The organism is Streptomyces sp. NPDC048584 (genome assembly GCF_043199595.1).
Classification (GTDB): Bacteria; Actinomycetota; Actinomycetes; order Streptomycetales; family Streptomycetaceae; genus Streptomyces; species Streptomyces edwardsiae.
In genome coordinates this window covers 84,607-104,189 of sequence record NZ_JBICWF010000015.1, presented here as the reverse complement: position 1 = coordinate 104,189, position 19,583 = coordinate 84,607, and the positions used below count along the sequence as shown (strand labels likewise).

General features: G+C 71.1%; 20 protein-coding genes. 12 read left to right on the top strand and 8 right to left on the bottom strand.

The features are described from left to right. Nucleotides 1-27 precede the first annotated feature (27 nt). Nucleotides 28-639, bottom strand: a complete 612-nt coding sequence (locus ACGFR9_RS28935; RefSeq protein ID WP_393214025.1) for a DUF6879 family protein — start codon at nucleotides 637-639, stop codon at nucleotides 28-30. Further along, nucleotides 632-901, bottom strand: a complete 270-nt coding sequence (locus ACGFR9_RS28930) for a hypothetical protein (RefSeq protein WP_078621481.1) — start codon at nucleotides 899-901, stop codon at nucleotides 632-634. Before ACGFR9_RS28930 ends, ACGFR9_RS28935 begins: the two co-directional genes overlap by 8 nt. 320 nt (nucleotides 902-1,221) lie before the next feature. Here ACGFR9_RS28930 and ACGFR9_RS28925 point away from each other — a divergent pair, with 320 nt between their 5' ends. After that, nucleotides 1,222-3,357, top strand: coding sequence for a tetratricopeptide repeat protein (locus ACGFR9_RS28925; protein ID WP_393214022.1), 2,136 nt, complete (start codon nucleotides 1,222-1,224; stop codon nucleotides 3,355-3,357). Between the two features lie 51 nt (nucleotides 3,358-3,408). On the opposite strand, the gene ACGFR9_RS28920 is transcribed toward ACGFR9_RS28925, so the two are convergent. Continuing rightward, a complete protein-coding gene (locus ACGFR9_RS28920; protein WP_393214019.1) occupies nucleotides 3,409-4,212 on the bottom strand; it encodes a VOC family protein in 804 nt (267 codons plus the stop codon). Between the two features lie 181 nt (nucleotides 4,213-4,393). On the opposite strand from ACGFR9_RS28920, the gene ACGFR9_RS28915 reads away from it, so the two are divergent. Continuing rightward, nucleotides 4,394-5,245: a sulfurtransferase gene (locus ACGFR9_RS28915; protein WP_393214016.1), complete on the top strand. Its 852-nt coding sequence runs from the start codon at nucleotides 4,394-4,396 to the stop codon at nucleotides 5,243-5,245. A gap of 94 nt (nucleotides 5,246-5,339) precedes the next feature. Here the strand turns inward: ACGFR9_RS28915 and sepH are convergent, their stop codons facing one another. The 3 genes from sepH to ACGFR9_RS28900 all read right to left on the bottom strand — a co-directional run bounded on the left by sepH (nucleotide 5,340) and on the right by ACGFR9_RS28900 (nucleotide 9,213). Next, complete coding sequence (gene sepH / locus ACGFR9_RS28910; protein ID WP_393214013.1) at nucleotides 5,340-6,389, bottom strand: septation protein SepH; 1,050 nt, start codon at nucleotides 6,387-6,389, stop codon at nucleotides 5,340-5,342. A 306-nt stretch (nucleotides 6,390-6,695) separates the two neighbouring features. Continuing rightward, nucleotides 6,696-8,015, bottom strand: coding sequence for a D-arabinono-1,4-lactone oxidase (locus ACGFR9_RS28905; protein ID WP_393214010.1), 1,320 nt, complete (start codon nucleotides 8,013-8,015; stop codon nucleotides 6,696-6,698). Then, nucleotides 7,975-9,213, bottom strand: coding sequence for an MFS transporter (locus ACGFR9_RS28900; protein WP_393214007.1), 1,239 nt, complete (start codon nucleotides 9,211-9,213; stop codon nucleotides 7,975-7,977). The genes ACGFR9_RS28905 and ACGFR9_RS28900 overlap by 41 nt, the downstream gene beginning before the upstream one ends. A gap of 177 nt (nucleotides 9,214-9,390) precedes the next feature. Between ACGFR9_RS28900 and ACGFR9_RS28895 the strand changes: the two genes are divergently transcribed. Together ACGFR9_RS28895 and ACGFR9_RS28890 are read left to right on the top strand one after the other, a co-directional pair. Beyond that, complete coding sequence (locus ACGFR9_RS28895) at nucleotides 9,391-10,518, top strand: ferrochelatase (RefSeq protein WP_393214004.1); 1,128 nt, start codon at nucleotides 9,391-9,393, stop codon at nucleotides 10,516-10,518. A gap of 8 nt (nucleotides 10,519-10,526) precedes the next feature. Continuing rightward, nucleotides 10,527-11,342, top strand: a complete 816-nt coding sequence (locus tag ACGFR9_RS28890) for an inositol monophosphatase family protein (RefSeq protein ID WP_393214001.1) — start codon at nucleotides 10,527-10,529, stop codon at nucleotides 11,340-11,342. Nucleotides 11,343-11,437: 95 nt separating this feature from the next. On the opposite strand, the gene ACGFR9_RS28885 is transcribed toward ACGFR9_RS28890, so the two are convergent. Next, on the bottom strand, nucleotides 11,438-11,614 hold the full coding sequence (locus ACGFR9_RS28885) for a hypothetical protein (protein WP_393213998.1): 177 nt from the start codon (nucleotides 11,612-11,614) through the stop codon (nucleotides 11,438-11,440). A 477-nt stretch (nucleotides 11,615-12,091) separates the two neighbouring features. Here ACGFR9_RS28885 and ACGFR9_RS28880 point away from each other — a divergent pair, with 477 nt between their 5' ends. The 4 genes from ACGFR9_RS28880 (at nucleotide 12,092) to ACGFR9_RS28865 (ending at nucleotide 15,627) form a co-directional block, all read left to right on the top strand. Further along, nucleotides 12,092-12,745 carry a response regulator transcription factor gene (locus tag ACGFR9_RS28880; RefSeq protein WP_393213995.1) on the top strand — a complete coding sequence of 218 codons (654 nt, stop codon included), beginning with the start codon at nucleotides 12,092-12,094 and terminating at the stop codon, nucleotides 12,743-12,745. A 6-nt stretch (nucleotides 12,746-12,751) separates the two neighbouring features. Further along, nucleotides 12,752-13,996 (top strand): sensor histidine kinase, encoded by a 1,245-nt coding sequence (locus tag ACGFR9_RS28875; protein WP_393213992.1) that lies wholly within the window; start codon nucleotides 12,752-12,754, stop codon nucleotides 13,994-13,996. A 394-nt stretch (nucleotides 13,997-14,390) separates the two neighbouring features. Further along, nucleotides 14,391-14,687 (top strand): DUF4193 domain-containing protein, encoded by a 297-nt coding sequence (locus tag ACGFR9_RS28870; RefSeq protein ID WP_003993510.1) that lies wholly within the window; start codon nucleotides 14,391-14,393, stop codon nucleotides 14,685-14,687. Between the two features lie 13 nt (nucleotides 14,688-14,700). Then, nucleotides 14,701-15,627, top strand: a complete 927-nt coding sequence (locus tag ACGFR9_RS28865; RefSeq protein ID WP_393213989.1) for a hypothetical protein — start codon at nucleotides 14,701-14,703, stop codon at nucleotides 15,625-15,627. 117 nt (nucleotides 15,628-15,744) lie between these two features. Here ACGFR9_RS28865 and ACGFR9_RS28860 read toward each other — a convergent pair whose 3' ends face one another. Further along, nucleotides 15,745-16,206 (bottom strand): DUF3093 domain-containing protein, encoded by a 462-nt coding sequence (locus ACGFR9_RS28860; RefSeq protein WP_393213986.1) that lies wholly within the window; start codon nucleotides 16,204-16,206, stop codon nucleotides 15,745-15,747. A gap of 57 nt (nucleotides 16,207-16,263) precedes the next feature. Here ACGFR9_RS28860 and ACGFR9_RS28855 point away from each other — a divergent pair, with 57 nt between their 5' ends. The 4 genes from ACGFR9_RS28855 to ACGFR9_RS28840 all read left to right on the top strand — a co-directional run bounded on the left by ACGFR9_RS28855 (nucleotide 16,264) and on the right by ACGFR9_RS28840 (nucleotide 19,522). Continuing rightward, the gene (locus ACGFR9_RS28855) at nucleotides 16,264-16,848 is read left to right on the top strand and encodes a PaaI family thioesterase (RefSeq protein WP_393213983.1); all 585 of its coding nucleotides are present in this window, start codon (nucleotides 16,264-16,266) and stop codon (nucleotides 16,846-16,848) included. After that, nucleotides 16,845-17,393, top strand: a complete 549-nt coding sequence (gene dut, locus ACGFR9_RS28850; protein ID WP_393213980.1) for a dUTP diphosphatase — start codon at nucleotides 16,845-16,847, stop codon at nucleotides 17,391-17,393. The genes ACGFR9_RS28855 and dut overlap by 4 nt, the downstream gene beginning before the upstream one ends. 1 nt (nucleotide 17,394) lies before the next feature. Next, nucleotides 17,395-18,150 carry a DUF3710 domain-containing protein gene (locus ACGFR9_RS28845; protein WP_030225694.1) on the top strand — a complete coding sequence of 252 codons (756 nt, stop codon included), beginning with the start codon at nucleotides 17,395-17,397 and terminating at the stop codon, nucleotides 18,148-18,150. Nucleotides 18,151-18,310: 160 nt separating this feature from the next. Next, nucleotides 18,311-19,522 carry an alginate lyase family protein gene (locus ACGFR9_RS28840; RefSeq protein ID WP_393213977.1) on the top strand — a complete coding sequence of 404 codons (1,212 nt, stop codon included), beginning with the start codon at nucleotides 18,311-18,313 and terminating at the stop codon, nucleotides 19,520-19,522. The last annotated feature ends 61 nt before the right edge of the window (nucleotides 19,523-19,583 follow it).

The window sequence follows — 19,583 nt, the reverse complement described above, 5'->3', positions numbered from 1 at the left end:
CCGCGCCGAGGGTGTCCCCTCCGGCTCTCAGTGGACCACCGCAGGTGGCGCCAGCGGTGCGATCTCCCTGGCGAAGAAGTCGTGGAAGTCGGCGCCCCGTTCGTACAGGGTGTCGAAGTCGGCGGAGGTTTCACGGATCAGGGCTCGATCGGTGAAGCGGTTGGCTCCCGCCGCGTTCCCCTCGTCGTCGTAGAGCACCTCGTACAGGGCGACATCCCCCAGGATCACCACTTCGGGGACCGGACGGTTCTTCTCAACGTCCGTGATGTCGCGGGCGTCGAGCACCCTGATGTTGTCGCCCAGTTCCACCCGCAGGCGCAGGACGAAGAGCTCCCACTGCACGTACGGGGTCACCGGGAACTCCACGACGCGCAGGCGACGTTCCAGGATGCCCAGCCGTGCGGCGTCGCGGAACTGTCGGGCGTAGGAGTCGCGCTTCTCCTGGACGAGGGACAGCGCGCGGTCCCAGTCCCCGGCGGCGAAGGCCTCCCAGCTGGCGAACCCGCGCTCTTGGAAAGTCTGGCCCCGTTCCAGTTTGTTGAGGTGGCGAATTCCGCTCTCGTAGACGCGACGGAAGTCGGCATGGTACGTGGGGCGATCCATGCGTTGCGATGTTCCGTGCGGGAAGGAGTCAAACATTCGGGATATCCGGTTTCGCTGCGATCAACATGTTCCTGGGGATGACCACGATGCGTTCGTCCGCCCCGACGGAGACCCCTTCGGGTAACTTCCCGCCCAGCGGTACCGTGAGGTCACGGCCTATGACAGCGATGTCGCCGTTCCCGAGTTCCCAGATGTCGGGGCAGTCGGGGTTGTCGGTCGTGTGCCCCAGTTCCTGCGGTGACTTTCCCAGTCGTCGCTTGAATGTCGTGGCGGGATCCGCTTCCCATGGCCTGCTCAATGCCATCGCCCCCTCGGCTGGATCGGATTCCGGCTACTTTAGCAGTGAACATACCTGCTTGACCGCGCGAAAAGTGGACACGCTCAAGGGTGTGATCGGCTCCTTTGTTGTTCTCTTCGGTGCATGGATGCGACGATGAACAGTCGCGAAATGATGTGTATCAAAAGAAGACAGATGCGGGTCATTTAGCGGATGATATGAAAAAGTCGAGTTTTTGGGGCAGGGGGAACTGTGGACCCGGAGAGGGCATTATTCGCGCGGAGCGCGGGAGTCACACCGGTCACCCATCGGGCCGGACGAGACCAGCACCACGCGCGGCGATGACGGGCGCGATGGACGGCCACGCCGAGGGCCGTGGCCGCGTCTACCAGGCGTCGGGTGACCAGCACATCAGCGAGCACCATCACCACGGTGAGCGTGGCGACGAGCCGGCCGGCCTCCATGGCCCCGACTCGGTTCGCCGGCCGGCGGTCGGCAGACCCCCGGTCGTCCTGCGCGACCGCGCCGAGGTGCTGGACCGGCTGCGGTCGAGCGTGCGGGAAGGCCACGGCGGCGAGGTCTACGTGCTGTACGGCATGGGCGGCTCCGGCAAGACCGCGGTCGCCTACACCCTGTTCCAGCTGGCCACCGGCGAAGGCGCCAGGGTCGGGCTGTGGGTCAGCGCCTCCGACCGGGCGAGCCTGCGTGCGGGGATGCTTGCCGTCGCCGCCGACCGGGGGGCCGACGACGCCAGGTTGCTGGCCGCCCGCAACGGACTGCGTCCCGCCGCCGATCTGGTCTGGCAGTGCCTCGACCGCTCCGCGGAACCCTGGTTACTGGTGCTCGACAACGCCGACCACCCTGAGATCCTCCGCGACGGCAGCTGGCTGCGCACCAGTTCACGGGGCACGGTCGTGGTGACCACCCGCCGCCCGGCCGCCCGCTGGTGGCCGGGCGCGGAGCTGCAGCACATCGGTGTGCTGCCGCGTGAGGACGCCGCGCGGGTGTTACGGGACCTCGCACCGCACAGTGGCAATGAGCAGGAGGCGGCCAGGATCGCGGACCGGCTCGGCCGGCTGCCGCTCGCCCTCACGCTGGCAGGGGGCTTCCTCTCCCAGCAAGTGCTCGATCCCTGGACGATGGAGACATACGGGCGCCGTCTGGAGGAGGGCGAGGGGATCGAACTCATCGACCGGGGAGCCGACGCCCTGTCCGAGGAGGACCCCCGGCATCTGGTGGGCCTGACGTGGCAGTTGACCCTCGACGCGTTCGAGGCCCGTGGCCTGCCGGAGGCGACCGCGCTGCTCAGGCTCCTGTCGCGGTTCGCTCCCGAGCCACTGCCGCTGTCCCTGCTCAACCGCAGCGAGGTCGACGGAGCCCTGCCGCGGGCCCGTTGCGAGACGGCGCTGAGAGCGCTGCTCGACCAGTCACTGACCGAACTCGTCGATGTCGGCGAGCGCTGTGTACAGAGCCACGCGGTGCTGCTCGACAGCGTCGCCGCGGCGACTCCGGCGGACATGGTTCCGGCCCTCCACACCACCGCGGTCCGGCTGCTCGACGCGGGCGTACCCCGTGTGCCCGACGCCGGCCCGGACGATCCGGGGCTTCGGCTGCTGGTGCCGCACGCGCTCGCCCTGCTACGGCGCGCGGGCGACCAGTCGGTATCGGCCGACGCGGTGGCCGTGGCGACCAGGCTGTCCAGCGCCCTGCACCGTAAGGGGGATTATCTGTCCGCCTGCGAAACGGCCAGGGCAGCCGCGGACCTCGGTGAGCGGTGGCTGGGCACCGAGCACCGTCATGTTCTGGCCGCCCGCTCCAGGGCCGGACGGGCGCTCTTCCGGCTGGGCGCATACCCGAGCGCCGAAGAACTGCTCGCACATGTCCACGCGGCTCAGGAGCGGTTGTTCGGTGCCGACGACCCCGACACCCTGGACAGCCGTCACGGCCTTCAGCTGGTGCTCGGCAACCTCGGGCGCCGCGACGAGGCCCTCTCGCTCCTCCGCTCCACGGTCACCGGCAGACAGCGGACGCTGGGCCCGGCCCACCCGCTGACCTTGCGTTCCCGCTCCAGCCTGCTGGTGCTGCTGCCGGCGTCCGAGCTGGCCGCCGAAGAGGGCGGCGAGCTGCTGTCCCTGCCGGCGGAGTGCGTACGGCACCTCGGTCCCGACCACACGGTGACGCTGGGCGCCCACCACAACCATGCCTGGGCGCTGTATCTCCTGGGCCGCTTCGACGAGGCCGACCAGGAGATCCGGCTGGTCGCGGACGCGTACCGGCGACGCTTCGGTCCCGACCACCCGCTCGTGCTCTCGGCGCGGCAGCTCCTGTCCCGGACACGGGCCGCACAGGGCGATGTGAGCGTGGCCGTCGCCATCATGACGGATGTCGTGGCCAGACGGGCACGCGGCCTGGGAGCCGACCACCCGTTCACCGTCGCCGGCCGGCGACTCCTCGCCGAACTCGCCTCAGGACAGTGAAGTCCGCCCGGAGTGGCCCGACATCGCGCCGGCCACTCCGGATGCGGCGTCTCAGCGCGGTGCCCGCAGCAGGGCGAAGCGGGCGCCCTCCGGGTCCGTCACCAGGGCCACCCGGCCGTGGTCGCTTTCGTGGGCAGGGGTCAGGAGGCGGCCGCCGAGGCGGAGCACCTGGTCGACCGCCTCGTCGGTGTCGGGCACGGTGAAGTACGTCGTCCAGTGCGGGCCCCGGTCGCGGGGGAGGGCGTTGCCCAGGCCGTGGACGCCGGCCACGGGGTGGCCGTCCAGGTGCAGGGTGACGTAGTCGAGGTCGGCGGAGACCACCGGCTCCTCGTCGTAGCCGAACACGGTCGCGTAGAACTTGGCGATGTTCGTCGACTCGAAGGTCGTCAGGTCGTTCCAGGCGGGGCTGCCGGGCACCCCGCTGACGGCCGTGCCCGGGGTCGCGGACGCCTGCCAGACGCCGAAGACGGCACCACAGGGGTCGGAGCCGATCGCCAGCCGGCCGGCGTCGGCGGCGTCCAGCGGGCCCACCCCGATGGTGCCGCCGCACGACCGCACCACGTCCGCCGTCCGGTCCACGTCGTCCGACGCGAAGTACGGCGTCCAGGCGATCGGCAGATCGCGGTCCGGCGGCAGCACCCCCATGCCGGCCACCTCGCACCCGTCGAGCAGGGCGCGCACATACGGGCCGAGCTGTTCGGGGCCGGGACGGAACTCCCAGCCGAACAGCGCCCCGTAGAACTCCTCGGTGGTCTCCAGGCCGTGCACCATCAGGCTCACCCAGCAGGGTGTGCCGGGTGTCTGCCGAGCGGGCGCCTCGCCGTTCGGGCGGGCGTTCCCCCGTGCGTCGGTCATCGCTACTCTCTTCTCGGCCGCGTGTGGCGGCCGTTGTCCTCTCGCGTCCGGCGGATCGTTCCCGCGCCGTCGCCGACACAGTATGTGGCCGTTCCCGTACGCCTCGTGACCGGTCCTGTCCGGCCGAGCAGAGTAGCCGGACGTGGACGGCTCGGCCACCCCGTGCGCGAGGATGGGGGCCATGAACGCCATCATCTCCGCCTCCGCACTCGCGAGCGCGCTCACGGGCGCCAACCCGCCGGTGCTGCTCGACGTCCGCTGGCAGCTCAGCACGGCCGCCGCGTCCGGTGAACCGCCGTTCGACGGACGGGCCGCGTACCGGGCCGGACATCTGCCCGGTGCCGTCTTCGTCGACCTGGACGAGGAGCTCGCGTCCGCGCCGGGCGGGCACGGCCGCCATCCGCTGCCGGACCTCGTGGTGTTCGGCGCCGCGATGCGACGCGCCGGAGTGTCGTCGGGGACGCCCGTGGTCGTGTACGACGGCGGCATGGGCTGGGGCGCCGCCCGCGCGTGGTGGCTGCTGCGCTGGACGGGGCACCCGGACGTGCGGGTCCTGGACGGCGGGCTGCCGTCCTGGGAGGGGCCGTTGGAGACGTCGGTCCCGCGGCCGGCCGAGGGCGACTTCGTACCGGAGCCGGCGGAGTCCGGGCTGCTCGACGCCGACGGGGCGGCCGCGCTGGCGCGTTCGGGGGTGCTGCTGGACGCCCGCGCGGGGGAGCGGTACCGCGGTGAGGTGGAGCCCATCGACCGGGTGGGCGGGCATATCCCGGGCGCCGTCTCGGCGCCCACCACGGACAACGTCGGCGCCGACGGCCGCTTCCTGCCCGCCGGCGAACTGGGCGCCCGCTTCAAGGGGCTTGGCGTGGAGCAGGGCGCACCGGTAGGCGTGTACTGCGGTTCCGGGGTCTCCGGCGCGCACGAGGTGCTGGCGCTGGCGGTCGCGGGTATTCCGGCGGCGCTGTACGTCGGTTCCTGGTCGGAGTGGTCGGCGGACCCGGAGCGGCCGGTCGCGGTGGGTCCGGATCCGCGGTAGAGCACGGACTTGTAAGGGGCGCCCACCCATGGTGAGCACCCCTTACATGACGAATTCCCGTCAACCCGCCGCGACCGCGAACCGTCCGAACGGGCTAGTCCTGTTTCTTCCGCCGTGTGCCGAACACGATCTCGTCCCAGCTCGGCACCGCCGCGCGGCGGCCCGGACGGACGCCGTCCGCCTCGGCCTGACGGTCGGTCGAGCCGATGAGACGGTCGCGGTGACTGGTGACGGAACGCGGCATGAGGACGTCCGCGTACGCGGATCCGGCCGACGCGGCGGGGGCCGGCGGCTCCTCCGCCTCGGGCTCCGGGTCCTGCTCCTCGGGAGCGGTCTCGGACGGACGCTCCGGGACGACCAGGTCGCCGCGGAAGCTCGGCACCGCCTCCAGCAGGCTGGTCAGCGAGTCCCGCTCACCCGAGGCCGTGGCGGTCAGCGACTCCTCGTCCGGCTCGGACGCCTGCGCGGGCAGGCCCGGCCGGTCACGGTCACCGGGACGGTCGAGCGGGCGGTCCCGCGGCAGCCGGGCGATGCGCGGCACGAACGGGAAGCTGGGCTCGGGCGCGGCGAGGTCGTCGGACTCGCCGATCAGCGAGCGCGCCTCCTCGTCGACGGCCTGGACGAGCCGCCGCGGCGGGTCGTACGTCCAGCTCGCCGAGTGCGGTTCGCCCGCGACCCGGTAGACCAGCAGCACCTCCCAGGTGCCGTCGTCGCGGCGCCAGGAGTCCCACTGGACGGTGTCCTTCTCGGCGCCGCGCAGCAGCAGCCGCTCCTGCACCGCCTCACCGAGCGGGGGGCCGGAGTTCTCGCCGGGGCGGCGGACGGGGGTCTTGCGGGCGCGCTCGGCCATGAACGCGCGCTCGGCGAGGACGGGGCCCTCGAAGCGGCGTACGCGGTCCACGGGGATGCCGGCCATCTGGGCGACCTCTTCCGCGGTCGCACCGGCTCTTATACGCGCCTGGATGTCACGGGGGCGGAGATGGCTCTCCACCTCGATCTCGATCTGGCCGAGGCGGGGACGGTCGCCGCGCACCGCGGCGCGGAGCCGTTCGTCGATCGGAAGCGTGTACTCCGTGCTGTCCGCAGCCTTCAACACCAGCCGTGTGCCGTCATTCGAGACGGCCACGACACGCAGTTCCGGCATGGGGACCTCCCGGGTGGTGCCTGCCGACGTCACGTCGCTGCTTCCGCTAGTCGAGTGTGGCCTGCCCGGGTGCAGCCTGCCACAACCTTGCCGAGTTGCCCGGCGTGTCGGGCGCGGGCCCTGGATCGCCGTTATGGCACGGTTACTTATTCGCAACGCTAAGTGACCAACTGCCTCACCCTGTGCAACTAGTCCCCTCCCGGCGGTCCTCGAGTCCGGGCACCCTGACGGGAACCCGGCCCAGGGCTGGCAACAGTACTCCATTTGGGCCACCTGCGTGGATTGGCACGCCGCGCCACGAATCCTCTACGACCCCAGAACTCTCCGCAAGTAGTCGTTCCGGAAGCGGCGTTCAGGGTCGAGCCGGTCCCGTAGCGCGACGAATTCCCCGAAGCGCGGATACACCCGTGAGAGGTACTCCGCGTCCCGTGTATGGATCTTTCCCCAGTGGGGCCGCCCTTCATGCGCGGTGAATACGCGCTCGGCCGCGGTGAAATACCCCTGATAGGGGGTCCCTTTGAACATGTGGACGGCGATGTAGGCGCTGTCCCGGCCGGACGCGGTGGACAGGGTGATGTCGTCGGCGGGCGCCGTACGCACCTCGACGGGGAAGCTGACCCGCAGCGGAGAGCGGTCGACCATCGCCTTCAGCTCCCGCAGTGTCTCCACCAGGGCCTCGCGCGGAACGGCGTACTCCATCTCCAGGAAACGCACCCGGCGCGGCGAGGTGAAGACCTTGTAGGGAATGTCGGTGTAGGTCCGCGCGGAGAGGGCCCTGCTGGAGATCCGCGCGATGGCCGGAACGGTCGCGGGCACCGCTCGGCCGACCCAGTTGGCCGCCTGGAAGACGCCGTTGGAGAGGAACTCGTCCTCGAACCAGCCCTTGAGCGGCGGCACCGGCCGCTCGGGACCCGCGCTGCGGTTGTTGCGCTTGGTGTTGGTGTTCCCGGTGTGCGGGAACCAGTAGAACTCGAAGTGCTCGTTCTCGGCATACAGTTGATCGAATTCCGCGCAGACCCGTTCGAAGGGCATCGGTTCCTCGCGGGCGCTGAGCAGGAAGACCGGCTCCACGGCGAAGGTGATCGCGGTGACGACGCCGAGGGCACCGAGCCCGATCCGGGCGGCCGCGAAGACGTCCGGGTTCTCCTTCTCGGAGCAGGTGAGCACCGAACCGTCGGCGGTGACCAGCTCCAGGCCCCGGATCTGGGCGGCGATGGAGGCCGAGTCGCGGCCCGTGCCGTGGGTGCCCGTACTCGTGGCGCCGGAGACCGTCTGCTCCATGATGTCGCCCATGTTGGTCAGCGACAGACCCTCCCGCGCGAGGGCCAGGTTCAGCCGCTTGAGCGGGGTGCCGGCCTCCACCGTGACCGTGCCGGCCGCGCGGTCGATCCGACGTATGCCCGTCAGCAGCCGAGGGCGGATCAGCAGACCGTCGGTGGCGGCTATCGAGGTGAAGGAGTGGCCGGTACCGACCGCCTTCACCGGCATCCCGTCCTCGGCGGCCCGGCGCACGGCGGCGGCCAGTTCCTCGACGGAGGCGGGTGCGACCTCCCGCGCGGGACGTACGGAGACGTTGCCGCCCCAGTTACGCCATGTGCCGTTCCTCGCGCTCGTCGTGCCGCCCAACGAAGCCTCCCCGTCCCGGCGCCGGCCGCTTGAGCCGGCGGTACCCGAGGAAACCGACCGCCACCGCGACGGCACCGGCCACCGCCGGAACCCCGTACCCGGCACGCGCCCCGGCCGCGTCGATCACCCAGCCGGCCGCGGAGGAGCCGACCGCGACCCCGACCGCGAGCCCGGTGCTCACCCAGGTCATGCCCTCGGTGAGCTGCGCGCGTGGTACGTGCTCTTCGATGAGGGACATCGTCGTGATCATCGTCGGAGCGATGGACAGACCCGCAACGAACAGCGCCACGGCCAGAAACGGCAGGTTCCCGACCAGTAGGAGTGGGATCATACTCACGGCCATGGCGCAGACGCCCAGCAACCAACGACGTTCCGGTGCCCCCGCGAAGTGCAGCAGCCCGAACACGACCCCCGCCACACACGAACCCAGCGCGTACACGGCGAGCACCACACTGGCGGCGGCCTTGCTCCCCTCCTCCTCGGCGAAGGCCACGGTGACCACGTCCACGGCGCCGAAGATCGCCCCCGTCGCCACGAACGTCGCGACCAGGACCTGCAGGCCCGGCGCGCGCAGCGCCGTACCCCCGCCCTTGTGCTCACGCGGATGCGGCTCTGGCTCGGTGGCGCGCTGCGAGGTCAGCCAGAAGACACCGGCCGCCAGGAAACAGGCCGCGAGCAGCGGGCCCGCCTCGGGGAACCAGGCCGTGGACAGCCCGATGGAGATGATCGGACCGAAGATGAAACACATCTCGTCCACCACGGACTCGAACGAGTACGCGGTGTGCAGCTTCGGGGTGCCCCGGTACAAGGCGGCCCAGCGGGCCCGGATCATCGAACCGAGACTCGGCACACAGCCGATGCCCACGCACGCGACGAACAGCACCCACTCCGGCCACGCGTAATGCGCGGCGAACAGCAGCAGGGCGGCCGCGGCGAGTGAGATCAGCGTCGCGGGGCGCAGTACCCGCCGCTGCCCGTACTGGTCCACCAGACGCGACACCTGCGGGCCCGCCACGGCGGCGGACAGCGCGAGCGCCGCGGAGAGGGCCCCGGCCAGCCCGTACCGGCCGGTGAGCTGGGAGATCATCGTCACCACGCCGATGCCCATCATGGACAGCGGCATCCGGCCGAGGAACCCCGCGGCGGAGAAAGCCCTGCTGCCGGGTGCGGCGAACAGGGCGCGATAGGGGCTGGGCACGGGGTCTCCGGAGGCTGCTCAGTGCGACCGCCTCTCAGTAAGGTGCGACCGCAGTCGGTACAGCTTACCGGCGCGTTCACCCGTATGCACCAGCGATTACGGCAGCCGGGAAAGCGGTACGGCACGCGACACCCCACCCTGTCCCGGCCGCCGGTGACGGGTGGGAGGATCGGGGACATGCCTGACGTGCTCGATGCCACCCCTTACGACGCCCTGCTCCTCCTCTCTTTCGGTGGTCCCGAAGGCCCGGACGACGTGGTCCCGTTCCTGGAGAACGTGACGCGCGGGCGCGGTATCCCCAGGGAACGCCTCAAGGAGGTCGGGGAGCACTACTTCCTCTTCGGCGGGGTCAGCCCCATCAACGAGCAGAACCGCGCCCTGCTGGACGCGCTGCGCAAGGACTTCGCCGACCACGGCCTGGACCTGCCGGTCTACTGGGGCAACCGCAACTGGGCGCCCTACCTCACCGACACCCTGCGCGAGATGATCCGCGACGGCCGCCGCCGGATCCTCGTCCTGGCCACCAGCGCCTACGCCTCGTACTCCGGCTGCCGCCAGTACCGCGAGAACCTCGCCGACGCCCTCGCGGCCCTGGAGCAGGAGGGACTGGAGCCGCCGGAGATCGACAAGCTGCGGCACTACTTCAACCACCCCGGCTTCGTCGAACCCATGGTCGACGGGGTCCTCCGGTCCCTCGCCGACCTCCCCGAGGACGTGCGGGACGGGGCACACCTCGCCTTCTGCACCCACTCGATCCCCACCGCCGCCGCCGACACCTCCGGCCCGGTGGAGGAGCACGGCGACGGCGGCGCGTACGTCCGCCAGCACCTGGACGTGGCCCAGGTGATCGCCGACGCCGTCCGCGAGCGCACCGGCGTCGACCGCCCCTGGCAGCTCGTCTACCAGTCCCGCTCCGGCGCCCCGCACATCCCCTGGCTGGAGCCCGACATCTGCGACCACCTCGAGGAGCGGCACGCGGCCGGGGTCCCGGCCGTGGTCATGGCGCCCATCGGTTTCGTCTCCGACCACATGGAGGTCATCTACGACCTCGACACCGAGGCCACCGCCAAGGCGGCGGAGCTGGGTCTGCCGGTGCGCCGCTCGGCGACCGTCGGCGCCGACCCGCGGTTCGCCGCCGCGATCCGTGACCTGATCGTGGAGCGCGCCGGCGCCGAGCGCGGTCGAGACGTCACGCCCTGCGCCCTGGGCGCGCTCGGCGCGAGCCACAACCTGTGCCCGGTGGGCTGCTGTCCGGCCCGCGCCCCGCGTCCCGCCGCCGCGGGCGCCGACAGCCCCTACGCCTGAGGAGCACCGTGACCGACCCCCTGCACGCGGAACTGCTGCAGCTCGCCCGTGAGGCGGCCCGCCGCGCGGGCGAGCTGCTGAGGGACGGCCGGCCGGCCGACCTGGCGGTCGCCGCGACCAAGTCCAGCCCGGTCGACGTCGTCACCGAGATGGACATCGCTGCCGAGAAGCTGATCACCACGCTGATCGCCGAGCGCCGCCCGGAGGACGGCTTCCTCGGCGAGGAGGGCGCCTCCACCGAGGGCAGCAGCGGCATCCGCTGGGTGATCGACCCGCTCGACGGCACCGTGAACTACCTGTACGGCCTGCCCACCTGGGCCGTCTCCATCGCCGCCGAGCAGAACGGCGAGACCGTGGCCGGGGCCGTGGTGGCCCCCATGCGCGGTGAGGCGTACCACGCGGTGCGCGGACGCGGTGCCTGGGCGACCGGTGCCTGGGCGGGCGAGCGGCGGCTGGCATGCCGTCCCTCGCCGCCGCTGGACCAGGCGCTGGTGTCGACCGGGTTCAACTATGTCACCGAGGTCCGCGCCCACCAGGCCGATGTGGCCCAGCGCCTGATCCCGCTGCTGCGGGACATCCGGCGGGGCGGCTCGGCCGCGATCGACCTGTGCGACCTCGCGGCGGGGCGCCTGGACGGCTACTACGAGCGCGGACTGCACCCCTGGGACCTGGCGGCCGGTGACCTGATCGCCCGCGAGGCGGGCGCGCTGACGGGCGGCCGCCCCGGAGACCGCCCGTCCTGGGCCCTCACCGTGGCGGCGACGCCGGGAGTCTTCGAGCCGCTGCAGCGGCACCTGGAGGACCTGGGCGCCTGGCACGACTGACGGGACACGGCCGAGGTCCACCGCCCCGCGCGTCGGCCGTGACGAACGAGCAGGCCCCGGCGCTGGATTCGCCGGGGCCTGCCGTGCTCACTCGTTCAGCAGACGGCCTGCGCGCCGACCTCCACGCCGTGTTCGGCGGCGAGGCGGCGCAGGTCGTCGAGCTCGCCCTGTTCGACGTCGGCGAGGAAGTCGTCGCCTTCGTCGCGGGCACGCGACAGATCGGACTCGGTCGCCTTTATGCGCTGCAGAAGTCCTGCGGTGAATGCGTCCATGCTGCGCCCCCTCGTCCTGGGTCGGGTGGGTCGGGTGGCACGGGGGTGTGCCGATCGGAAAGCGACGATCACGTCCACAGCGGATGCCCAGCGCCACCCGGCCGGGAGGCGACGGTGCCGGACATCCACGCCCGCTCTGCGGAAGCGGACTGAAGCGCACCGCATGGTGGCGGTACGAGCAGAGCGTGATCGCGGGATGTAAACCCGTCCTCCCCAAGCTCTCTTCCGTGGAAACCTAACCGCGCGAGAAAATCTCGTATTCCCGCCCCGTTCGCCCGGACGTTCCCCGGTCCGGCGCCCGTCCGGCGCCCGTCCGCCACCTGCCCACCGCCGGGTCCGCCGCCCTCCCCTCCTCGCCTTACAGCCGACTTATGACCGAAAAGGGCAGGATGGAGGCAACACCCACCCGTACCCCTGCCCGAGTGCGTCCTGAGGCGCTGCCCGATCGAGGGCGGGACATGAGGAAGGACAAGCGACGTGCGCGTACTCGTCGTCGAGGACGAGCAGCTGCTCGCCGATGCGGTGGCCACCGGACTGCGCCGGGAGGCCATGGCCGTCGACGTCGTGTACGACGGTGCGGCCGCCCTGGAGCGCATCGGCGTCAACGACTACGACGTGGTCGTCCTCGACCGCGATCTCCCCCTCGTGCACGGCGACGACGTCTGCCGCAGGATCGTCGAGCTCGGCATCCCCACGCGCGTGCTGATGCTCACGGCGTCCGGCGACGTCAGCGACCGTGTCGAGGGCCTGGAGATCGGCGCCGACGACTATCTGCCCAAGCCCTTCGCGTTCAGCGAGCTCATCGCACGCGTGCGCGCCCTGGGGCGGCGTACGAGCGTGCCGCTGCCGCCCGTGCTGGAGCGTGCCGGAATCAAGCTGGACCCCAATCGCCGAGAGGTCTTCCGGGACGGCAAGGAGGTGCAGCTCGCGCCGAAGGAGTTCGCCGTCCTGGAGGTGCTCATGCGCAGCGAGGGCGCGGTCGTCTCCGCGGAGCAGCTGCTGGAGAAGGCCTGGGACGAGAACACGGATCCGTTCACCAACGTGGTGCGGGTGACCGTGATGACCCTGCGCCGCAAGCTGGGGGAGCCGCCGGTCATCGTGACCGTGCCCGGCTCCGGATACCGGATCTGATGCGTCATGGCCGCCGCACCCGCGCCCCCCACGGCGCCCCCCAAGCCCACCTGGGACCCGAGAAAGGGCGAACCGCCCTTCCCCTGGCTGCGTCCCACCATCCGCATACGTCTCACGCTGCTGTACGGCGGCATGTTCCTGATCGCGGGAATCCTGCTGTTGTCGATCATCTACCTGCTGGCCGCCCAGGCGCTGCACGACGGCGGCAGCGGCCAGTCCTTCCGGGTGAGCGGCAGCAACATCGACATCACCAGTGAGACCTGCCCCCAGCTGAACAGCGCGACCACCAACGACCAGCTGAACGACATGCTGAAGCAGTGCAACGCGGTCCAGCGGCAGCACGCGCTCGACGATCTGCTCAGCCGTTCCCTGGGCGCGCTCCTCGGTCTCGCGATCATCGCCTTCGCCTTCGGCTACGCCATGGCCGGCCGGGTCCTGTCGCCGCTGGGCCGCATCACCCGTACCGCCCGCGCGGTGGCCGGTTCGGACCTGTCCCGGCGGATCGAGCTGGACGGCCCGGACGACGAGCTGAAGGAACTGGCGGACACCTTCGACGACATGCTGGAGCGGCTCCAGCGGGCGTTCACCGCGCAGCAGCGCTTCGTGGGCAACGCCTCGCACGAGCTGCGCACCCCGCTGGCGATCAACCGCACGCTGCTGGAGGTGCACCTCTCCGATCCGGGGGCACCGGTGGAGCTGCAGCAGCTCGGCAGGACGCTGCTGTCCACCAACGAGCGCAGCGAGCAGCTCGTCGAGGGCCTGCTGCTGCTCGCGCGCAGCGACAACCAGATCGTGGAGCGGGGGCCCGTGGACCTCGCGGAGGTGGCCACCCAGGCCATCGACCAGGTACACGGGGAGGCGGAGGCGAAGGGTGTGGAGATCCGCGGCGGGCGCAAACCGGCGGTCGTCCAGGGCAACGGCGTCCTGCTGGAGCGGATCGCGCTGAACCTGGTCCAGAACGCCGTGCGGTACAACGTGCCCGAGGACGGCTGGGTCGAGGTCACCACCGACGTGGAGCACGGCCAGGCGGTCCTGGTGGTGTCCAACACGGGCCCGGTGGTGCCGGCGTACGAGATCGACAATCTCTTCGAGCCGTTCCGGCGGCTGCGCACCGAACGTACGGGCAGCGACAAGGGTGTCGGGCTCGGTCTGTCCATCGTGCGTTCGGTCGCGCGGGCGCACGGAGGGCACATCTACGCACAGCCGCGCGAAGGGGGAGGGCTCGTGATGCGTGTCACCTTTCCGACCTGAGATCATTCCGCGACATAGCGGGGTGTTCGCTTTGAGCGGAATTCCCGGGGCGCCGCTCCGGTATTTCCCTGTGTGATCGATCACAAGGGCGATTTCGCCGCCATCGACGCTCTGTGATCATGTAACCCTGCGAAAGGTCGCGAAAGTCCCGGTTTTCAGGGGTGCTCATCACGGGAAGTACACGGTGAGGCGCCTTTGAAGTGCGGCATGCGGACCGTGTACGGTCCCCATCGCCATCCAAGCCGATCACTCATGAGGAGTGCGGTTGGGTGTCGATTGAGTAACAGACCTTGATGTGAGGCAAAATCTCCGCCTCAGGTCGGGCACAAGTCCGGCCTCTCACGCGTTACGTGCGCTGGAGACACCGCATACACCCAGAGGGGGAGAGCGTCCAATGGCAACCGACTACGACACTCCACGCAAGACCGACGACGACGTCGACTCGGACAGCCTCGAAGAGCTGAAGGCCCGGCGGAACGACAAGTCGGCCTCGGCCGTCGACGTCGACGAGTTCGAGGCCGCGGAAGGCCTTGAACTGCCCGGGGCCGACCTCTCGAACGAGGAGCTGGCCGTCCGGGTCCTGCCGAAGCAGCAGGACGAGTTCACGTGCATGAGCTGCTTCCTCGTCCACCACCGCAGCCAGCTGGCCCGCGAGAAGAACGGCCAGCCGATCTGCCGCGACTGCGACTGAGGCGGGGTCGGCCGTGACTGGCTCGACCCCTCCGCGGAAGCGCCGCTTCTTCACGAAGGGAGCGGACCAAGGGGCCCCTCAGGGCCCGGAGCACGACACGCGTGAACCAGAGCGGGGCTCAACCGGTACCGGGGCGGCCTCGCTCGAAGCGGCAGCCGGCCGGGGTGACCTCCCGGACTCCCTGGAGGTCACCGCGCCCGTGGCGCGCAGGCGGGCCGCCGTCCTCCGCGAGAAGGCCGTGGAAGGCGCCCGCAAGGGCGGTGCCCGCGCCCGCGCGGGACTGGCGCACCTCGCGGACCGGATCATCGAGATCGCCCCGCGGGTGCCCGTACGGGACCTCGAGACGCTGCGCCGGCAGTTCCCGGGGCTCGGCCCCGAAGAGCTCGCCGACAAGCTCGTGGCGGGCGCCGCGAAGGCCACGGCGACGGTCGGGGCCGGGGTCGGTGCGGCGGCGATGATGCCCGTACCGCCCGCGATGCCGGCGGAACTGGCCGCGGAGATCACCGGCGTCGCCGCGATCGAGCTGAAGCTGATCGCCGAACTTCATGAGGTGTACGGGGTGCGGCCGGCCGGGAGCCTGGCTCAGCGCAGCACCGTGTATCTCAACTCCTGGTCGGAGGAGCGGGGGGTCGAGGCGACGAAGCCGTCGACGGTGAGCGCGGCGCTGAACAGCCGGATGAAGCGTGAGCTTCGGCAGCGGATCATGAAGCGTACGGTGCGGAATCTGCCGAATCTGATGCCGTTCCTGGTGGGGGCGGCGGTGGGGGCGGTGATGAACCGCCGGGACACCCGGAAGCTGGCGTCGCGTATCCGGGACGACCTGCGCAGAATCCAGGTGCCCTGGGGGACGCTGGCGGCCCTTCCGGCGCTGGAACGTCCCGCGGACGTGCTGTCCGAGGGGGTGCTCGAAGTGCCGGGCGATGATCACCGGATGCCGTAGCTCTGGCCGGCTCCGTGGCGGCTGGGCCTCTTTCGCCCCCGCCGCCCCTTCCCGTCCCGTCCCTCGGGGGCTGCGCCCCCGGACCCCCATGTGCGCGGTTCCCCGCGCCCCTTGGGGCTACGCGGCGTTTCTGGCCGCCTGAAGGGCCTCGGCCAGGCGCTGGGGGGTGCGGGTCGACAGGAAGACGTACGGGGTGGGGTCCTCCGGGTCGGTGATGTCTATGCGCAGGGCGCCGGGGATGTAGGCCCGCAGGAGCATGAAGCAGCGGGGATCGGCCTTGTGGGTGCGCCAGGCCCGGGCTTCCTCCTCGTCGAGGATCTCCGGCTCGCCGAGGGCCGACACCGGGATCTTCGCCTCACCCGCGATCAGATGGCCGCCCACGACCCGGATGCGCACCGAACCGTAGGCGCTCGCCAGCACGGCCGCCGCGGCGGTGCCGCAGGCCAGGCCCCCGAGCATCGGCAGCGTGCCGAACGGCAGCAGGATCAGCGCGAGGGAGACCCCCACCAGGAAGGAGATCAGCCACCAGGAGCGGGGCGCGGTGAGGCGTTCTTCGTACGGGGTGGCGGAGAGCTGCATGAATCAAGCTTGGCACGGTGTCGGGAGAGCACTCACGCGCGGGTAAGGTCTGCGCCTGTGAGTGGTACTTCCCCGGCTCTTCAGCCCCCCGCCGACGCCGTACGACCGGTGCGCCACCCGGACGCCCCCGCCCCCGGCGAACTCCTGGGCGCGCACTACGGCCAGTGTTTCGGCTGCGGCGGCGAGCAGCCCCACGGGCTGCACCTGGCGGCCCGGGCCGGCGAAGGCGTGTCGATCACCGCCGAGTTCACCGTGCAGGCCGCCCACCAGGGCGCCCCGGGACTCGCGCACGGCGGGGTGCTCGCCAGCGCCCTGGACGAGACGCTCGGCTCGCTCAACTGGCTGCTGCGCACGATCGCGGTCACCGGCAGGCTGGAGACCGACTTCGTCCGCCCCGTGCCCGTCGGCACCGTGCTGCACCTGGCGGCCGAGGTGACGGCCGTCGCCGGACGGAAGATCTACTGCACCGCCACCGGACGCATCGGCGGCCCCGACGGCCCGGTCGCGGTCCGCGCCGACGCCCTGTTCATCGAGGTCAAGGTCGACCACTTCGTCGACCACGGCCGCGAGGAGGAGATCCGCGCCGCCATGGACGACCCCGACCAGGTCCGTCGTGCGCGCGCCTTCGAGGTGAACCCGTGAGCGCCCTCGAGGTGCTGATCAGGCGCGTCGACCCCGACGTACCGCTTCCGGCGTACGAGCACCCCGGGGACGCGGGCGCCGATCTGCGCACCACCGAGGCGTGCGCGCTGGCACCCGGCGAACGGGCCGTACTGCCCACCGGGGTGTCTGTGGCGCTGCCCGATGGGTACGCGGCCTTCGTGCACCCGCGATCCGGCCTTGCCGCCCGCTGCGGCGTCGCCCTGGTGAATGCCCCGGGGACGGTTGATGCCGGGTACCGTGGGGAGATCAAGGTGATCGTGGTGAATCTCGATCCGCGCGAGACCGTGCGGTTCGAGCGCTTCGACCGGATTGCCCAACTGGTCGTCCAGCAGGTCGAGAGGGTCCGCTTCGTGTCGGTCGCGGAGCTTCCCCCCTCGGTCCGGGCCGAGGGGGGCTTCGGGTCCACCGGTGGTCACGCCGCGGTGGACGAAGGTAAGAGCGGCACAAGCGTTCAGGCCGCCACGGGCGGTACAGCGGGTGGGAATCGATACGCTTCGGTCGTATCCGACCGGGAAGGACAGTGACGTGTTCGGACGTCGCAAGAAGAAGGATGCCGCCGAAGGTGCGGCCGGCGAGGCCGAGCAGGTCGTCGACGGTGTCGACGCTGAGGCGGGCGAGGAGGCCGAGCGGCTGAGGCTCGAGCCGGCGCCGCGGCCCGACGGGCCCTGGGACGGCAGCGAGGTCAGCGAGCCCGGCGAGGGCCGGGTCGACCTGGGCGGCCTGTTCGTGCCCGGGGTCGACGGCATGGAGCTGCGGGTGGAGGTCGCGGGCGACGCGATCGTCGCGGCCACGGTCGTCCTGCGGGACAGCGCCATCCAGCTGCAGGGCTTCGCCGCGCCCAAGCGCGAGGGCATCTGGGGCGAGGTGCGCGAGGAGATCGCGTCCGGCATCACCCAGCAGGGCGGCATCATCGACGAGGTCGAGGGCCCGCTGGGCTGGGAACTGCGGGCGCAGGTGCCGGTGCAGCTCCCGGACGGCACCAGCGGCTTCCAGGTCGTGCGGTTCGTCGGCGTGGACGGGCCCCGCTGGTTCCTGCGCGGGGTGATCTCCGGCCAGGGCGCGGTGCAGCCGCAGGCCGCCGGGCTCCTGGAGCAGATCTTCCGGGACACGGTCGTGGTGCGCGGCGAGGGCCCGATGGCCCCGCGTGACCCGATCGTCCTGAAGCTGCCCAACGACGCGCAGATGGTGCCGGAGAACGTGCAGCAGGAGGAGGAGGGCTCCCGCTTCGCCGGCGGCATGGGCCAGCTCCAGCGCGGACCGGAGATCACCGAGGTCCGCTAGTCGGTCGAGAACAAGAAGGGCCGTGTCCCCGCGTGGGGGTGCGGCCCTTTCCCGTGCGCGGACCCTTGACGCGGTATTGGTCTGGACCTACCGTCTCGGGCCATCCAGGCGTTCAAAACGACGCCCATCGTTCACGTACGAGAACGGATGGACCCCCCACATGTCCTCTGCACCCTCGCACCCCCGCCGCAGAGCCCGCACCGCGCTGTTCGCACTCCTGACCACGGCGCTGGTCGGCACCCTCGTTCTCCGCCCCGACGCCGCACCCGCCGAAGCCGCCCCCGCCGCCTTCGCCCACCCCGGAGTCACCGTCTCCCGGGCCCAGCTCGACTTCGCGCGGAGCAGGGTCGACGCCGGTGCCCAGCCCTGGAAGGGCGCCTTCGACCGGATGATGGCGAGCAGGTACGCCGACCCGAACCGCACGCCCAAGCCCCGCGCGGTGGTCGAGTGCGGCTCGTACTCCAACCCGAACCACGGCTGCACCGACGAGCGCGAGGACGCGATCGCCGCCTACACCAACGCGCTGGCCTGGTACATCACCCGGGACGACCGCTACGCGCGCAAGTCCATCGAGCTGATGGACGCCTGGTCCGCCGTGATCCGGGACCACACCAACAGCAACGCGCCCCTGCAGACCGGCTGGGCCGGCTCCTCCTGGCCCAAGGCCGCCGAGATCATCAAGCACACCTACACCGGCGGCTGGGCGAACTCCGGCCGTTTCGCCACCATGCTCCGGGACGTCTACCTGCCCGAGGTCATCAACGGCTCGAACTCCAACGGCAACTGGGAGCTGACGATGATGGAGGCCGCCGTCGGCATCTCCGTCTTCCTGGAGGACCGGGCCTCGTACGACAGGGCCATGGCGACGTTCCGCACCCGCACCGCCGCCTACGTCTATCTGGAGTCCGACGGGGCCCTGCCGAGGACCGTGCCCAGCCAGAACCTGAACACCCGCGACAAGATCGTCAAGTACTGGCAGAACCAGTCCACCTTCATCACCGGCCTCACCCAGGAGACCTGCCGCGACCTCACCCACACCGGCTACGGCATCTCCTCGATCTCGCACATCGCCGAGACCAGCCGCATCCAGGGCCAGGACCTCTACGGCACCGACGTCGGCGAACGGCTGCGGCACGCGCTCGGCTTCCAGGCCAAGTACGAGCAGGGCACGGCCGTCCCGGACCGGCTGTGCGGCGGCTCCCTGCACCTCGGCCTCGGACCGGTCACCGAGGTCGGCTACAACGCCCTGCACAACCGCCTCGGCCACGCCATGACCCACACCCAGGCCCTCACCGAGCGCACCCGCCCCTCCGGCAGCAACAACCTCTTCGTCGCCTGGGAGACCCTCACCCACGGAGACAACCCCGCCTGACCGTTGATCAGCCGGGCGCCGGACGGGGATACTGGCGCCCGGTTCACGGGGGAGGGCGGTC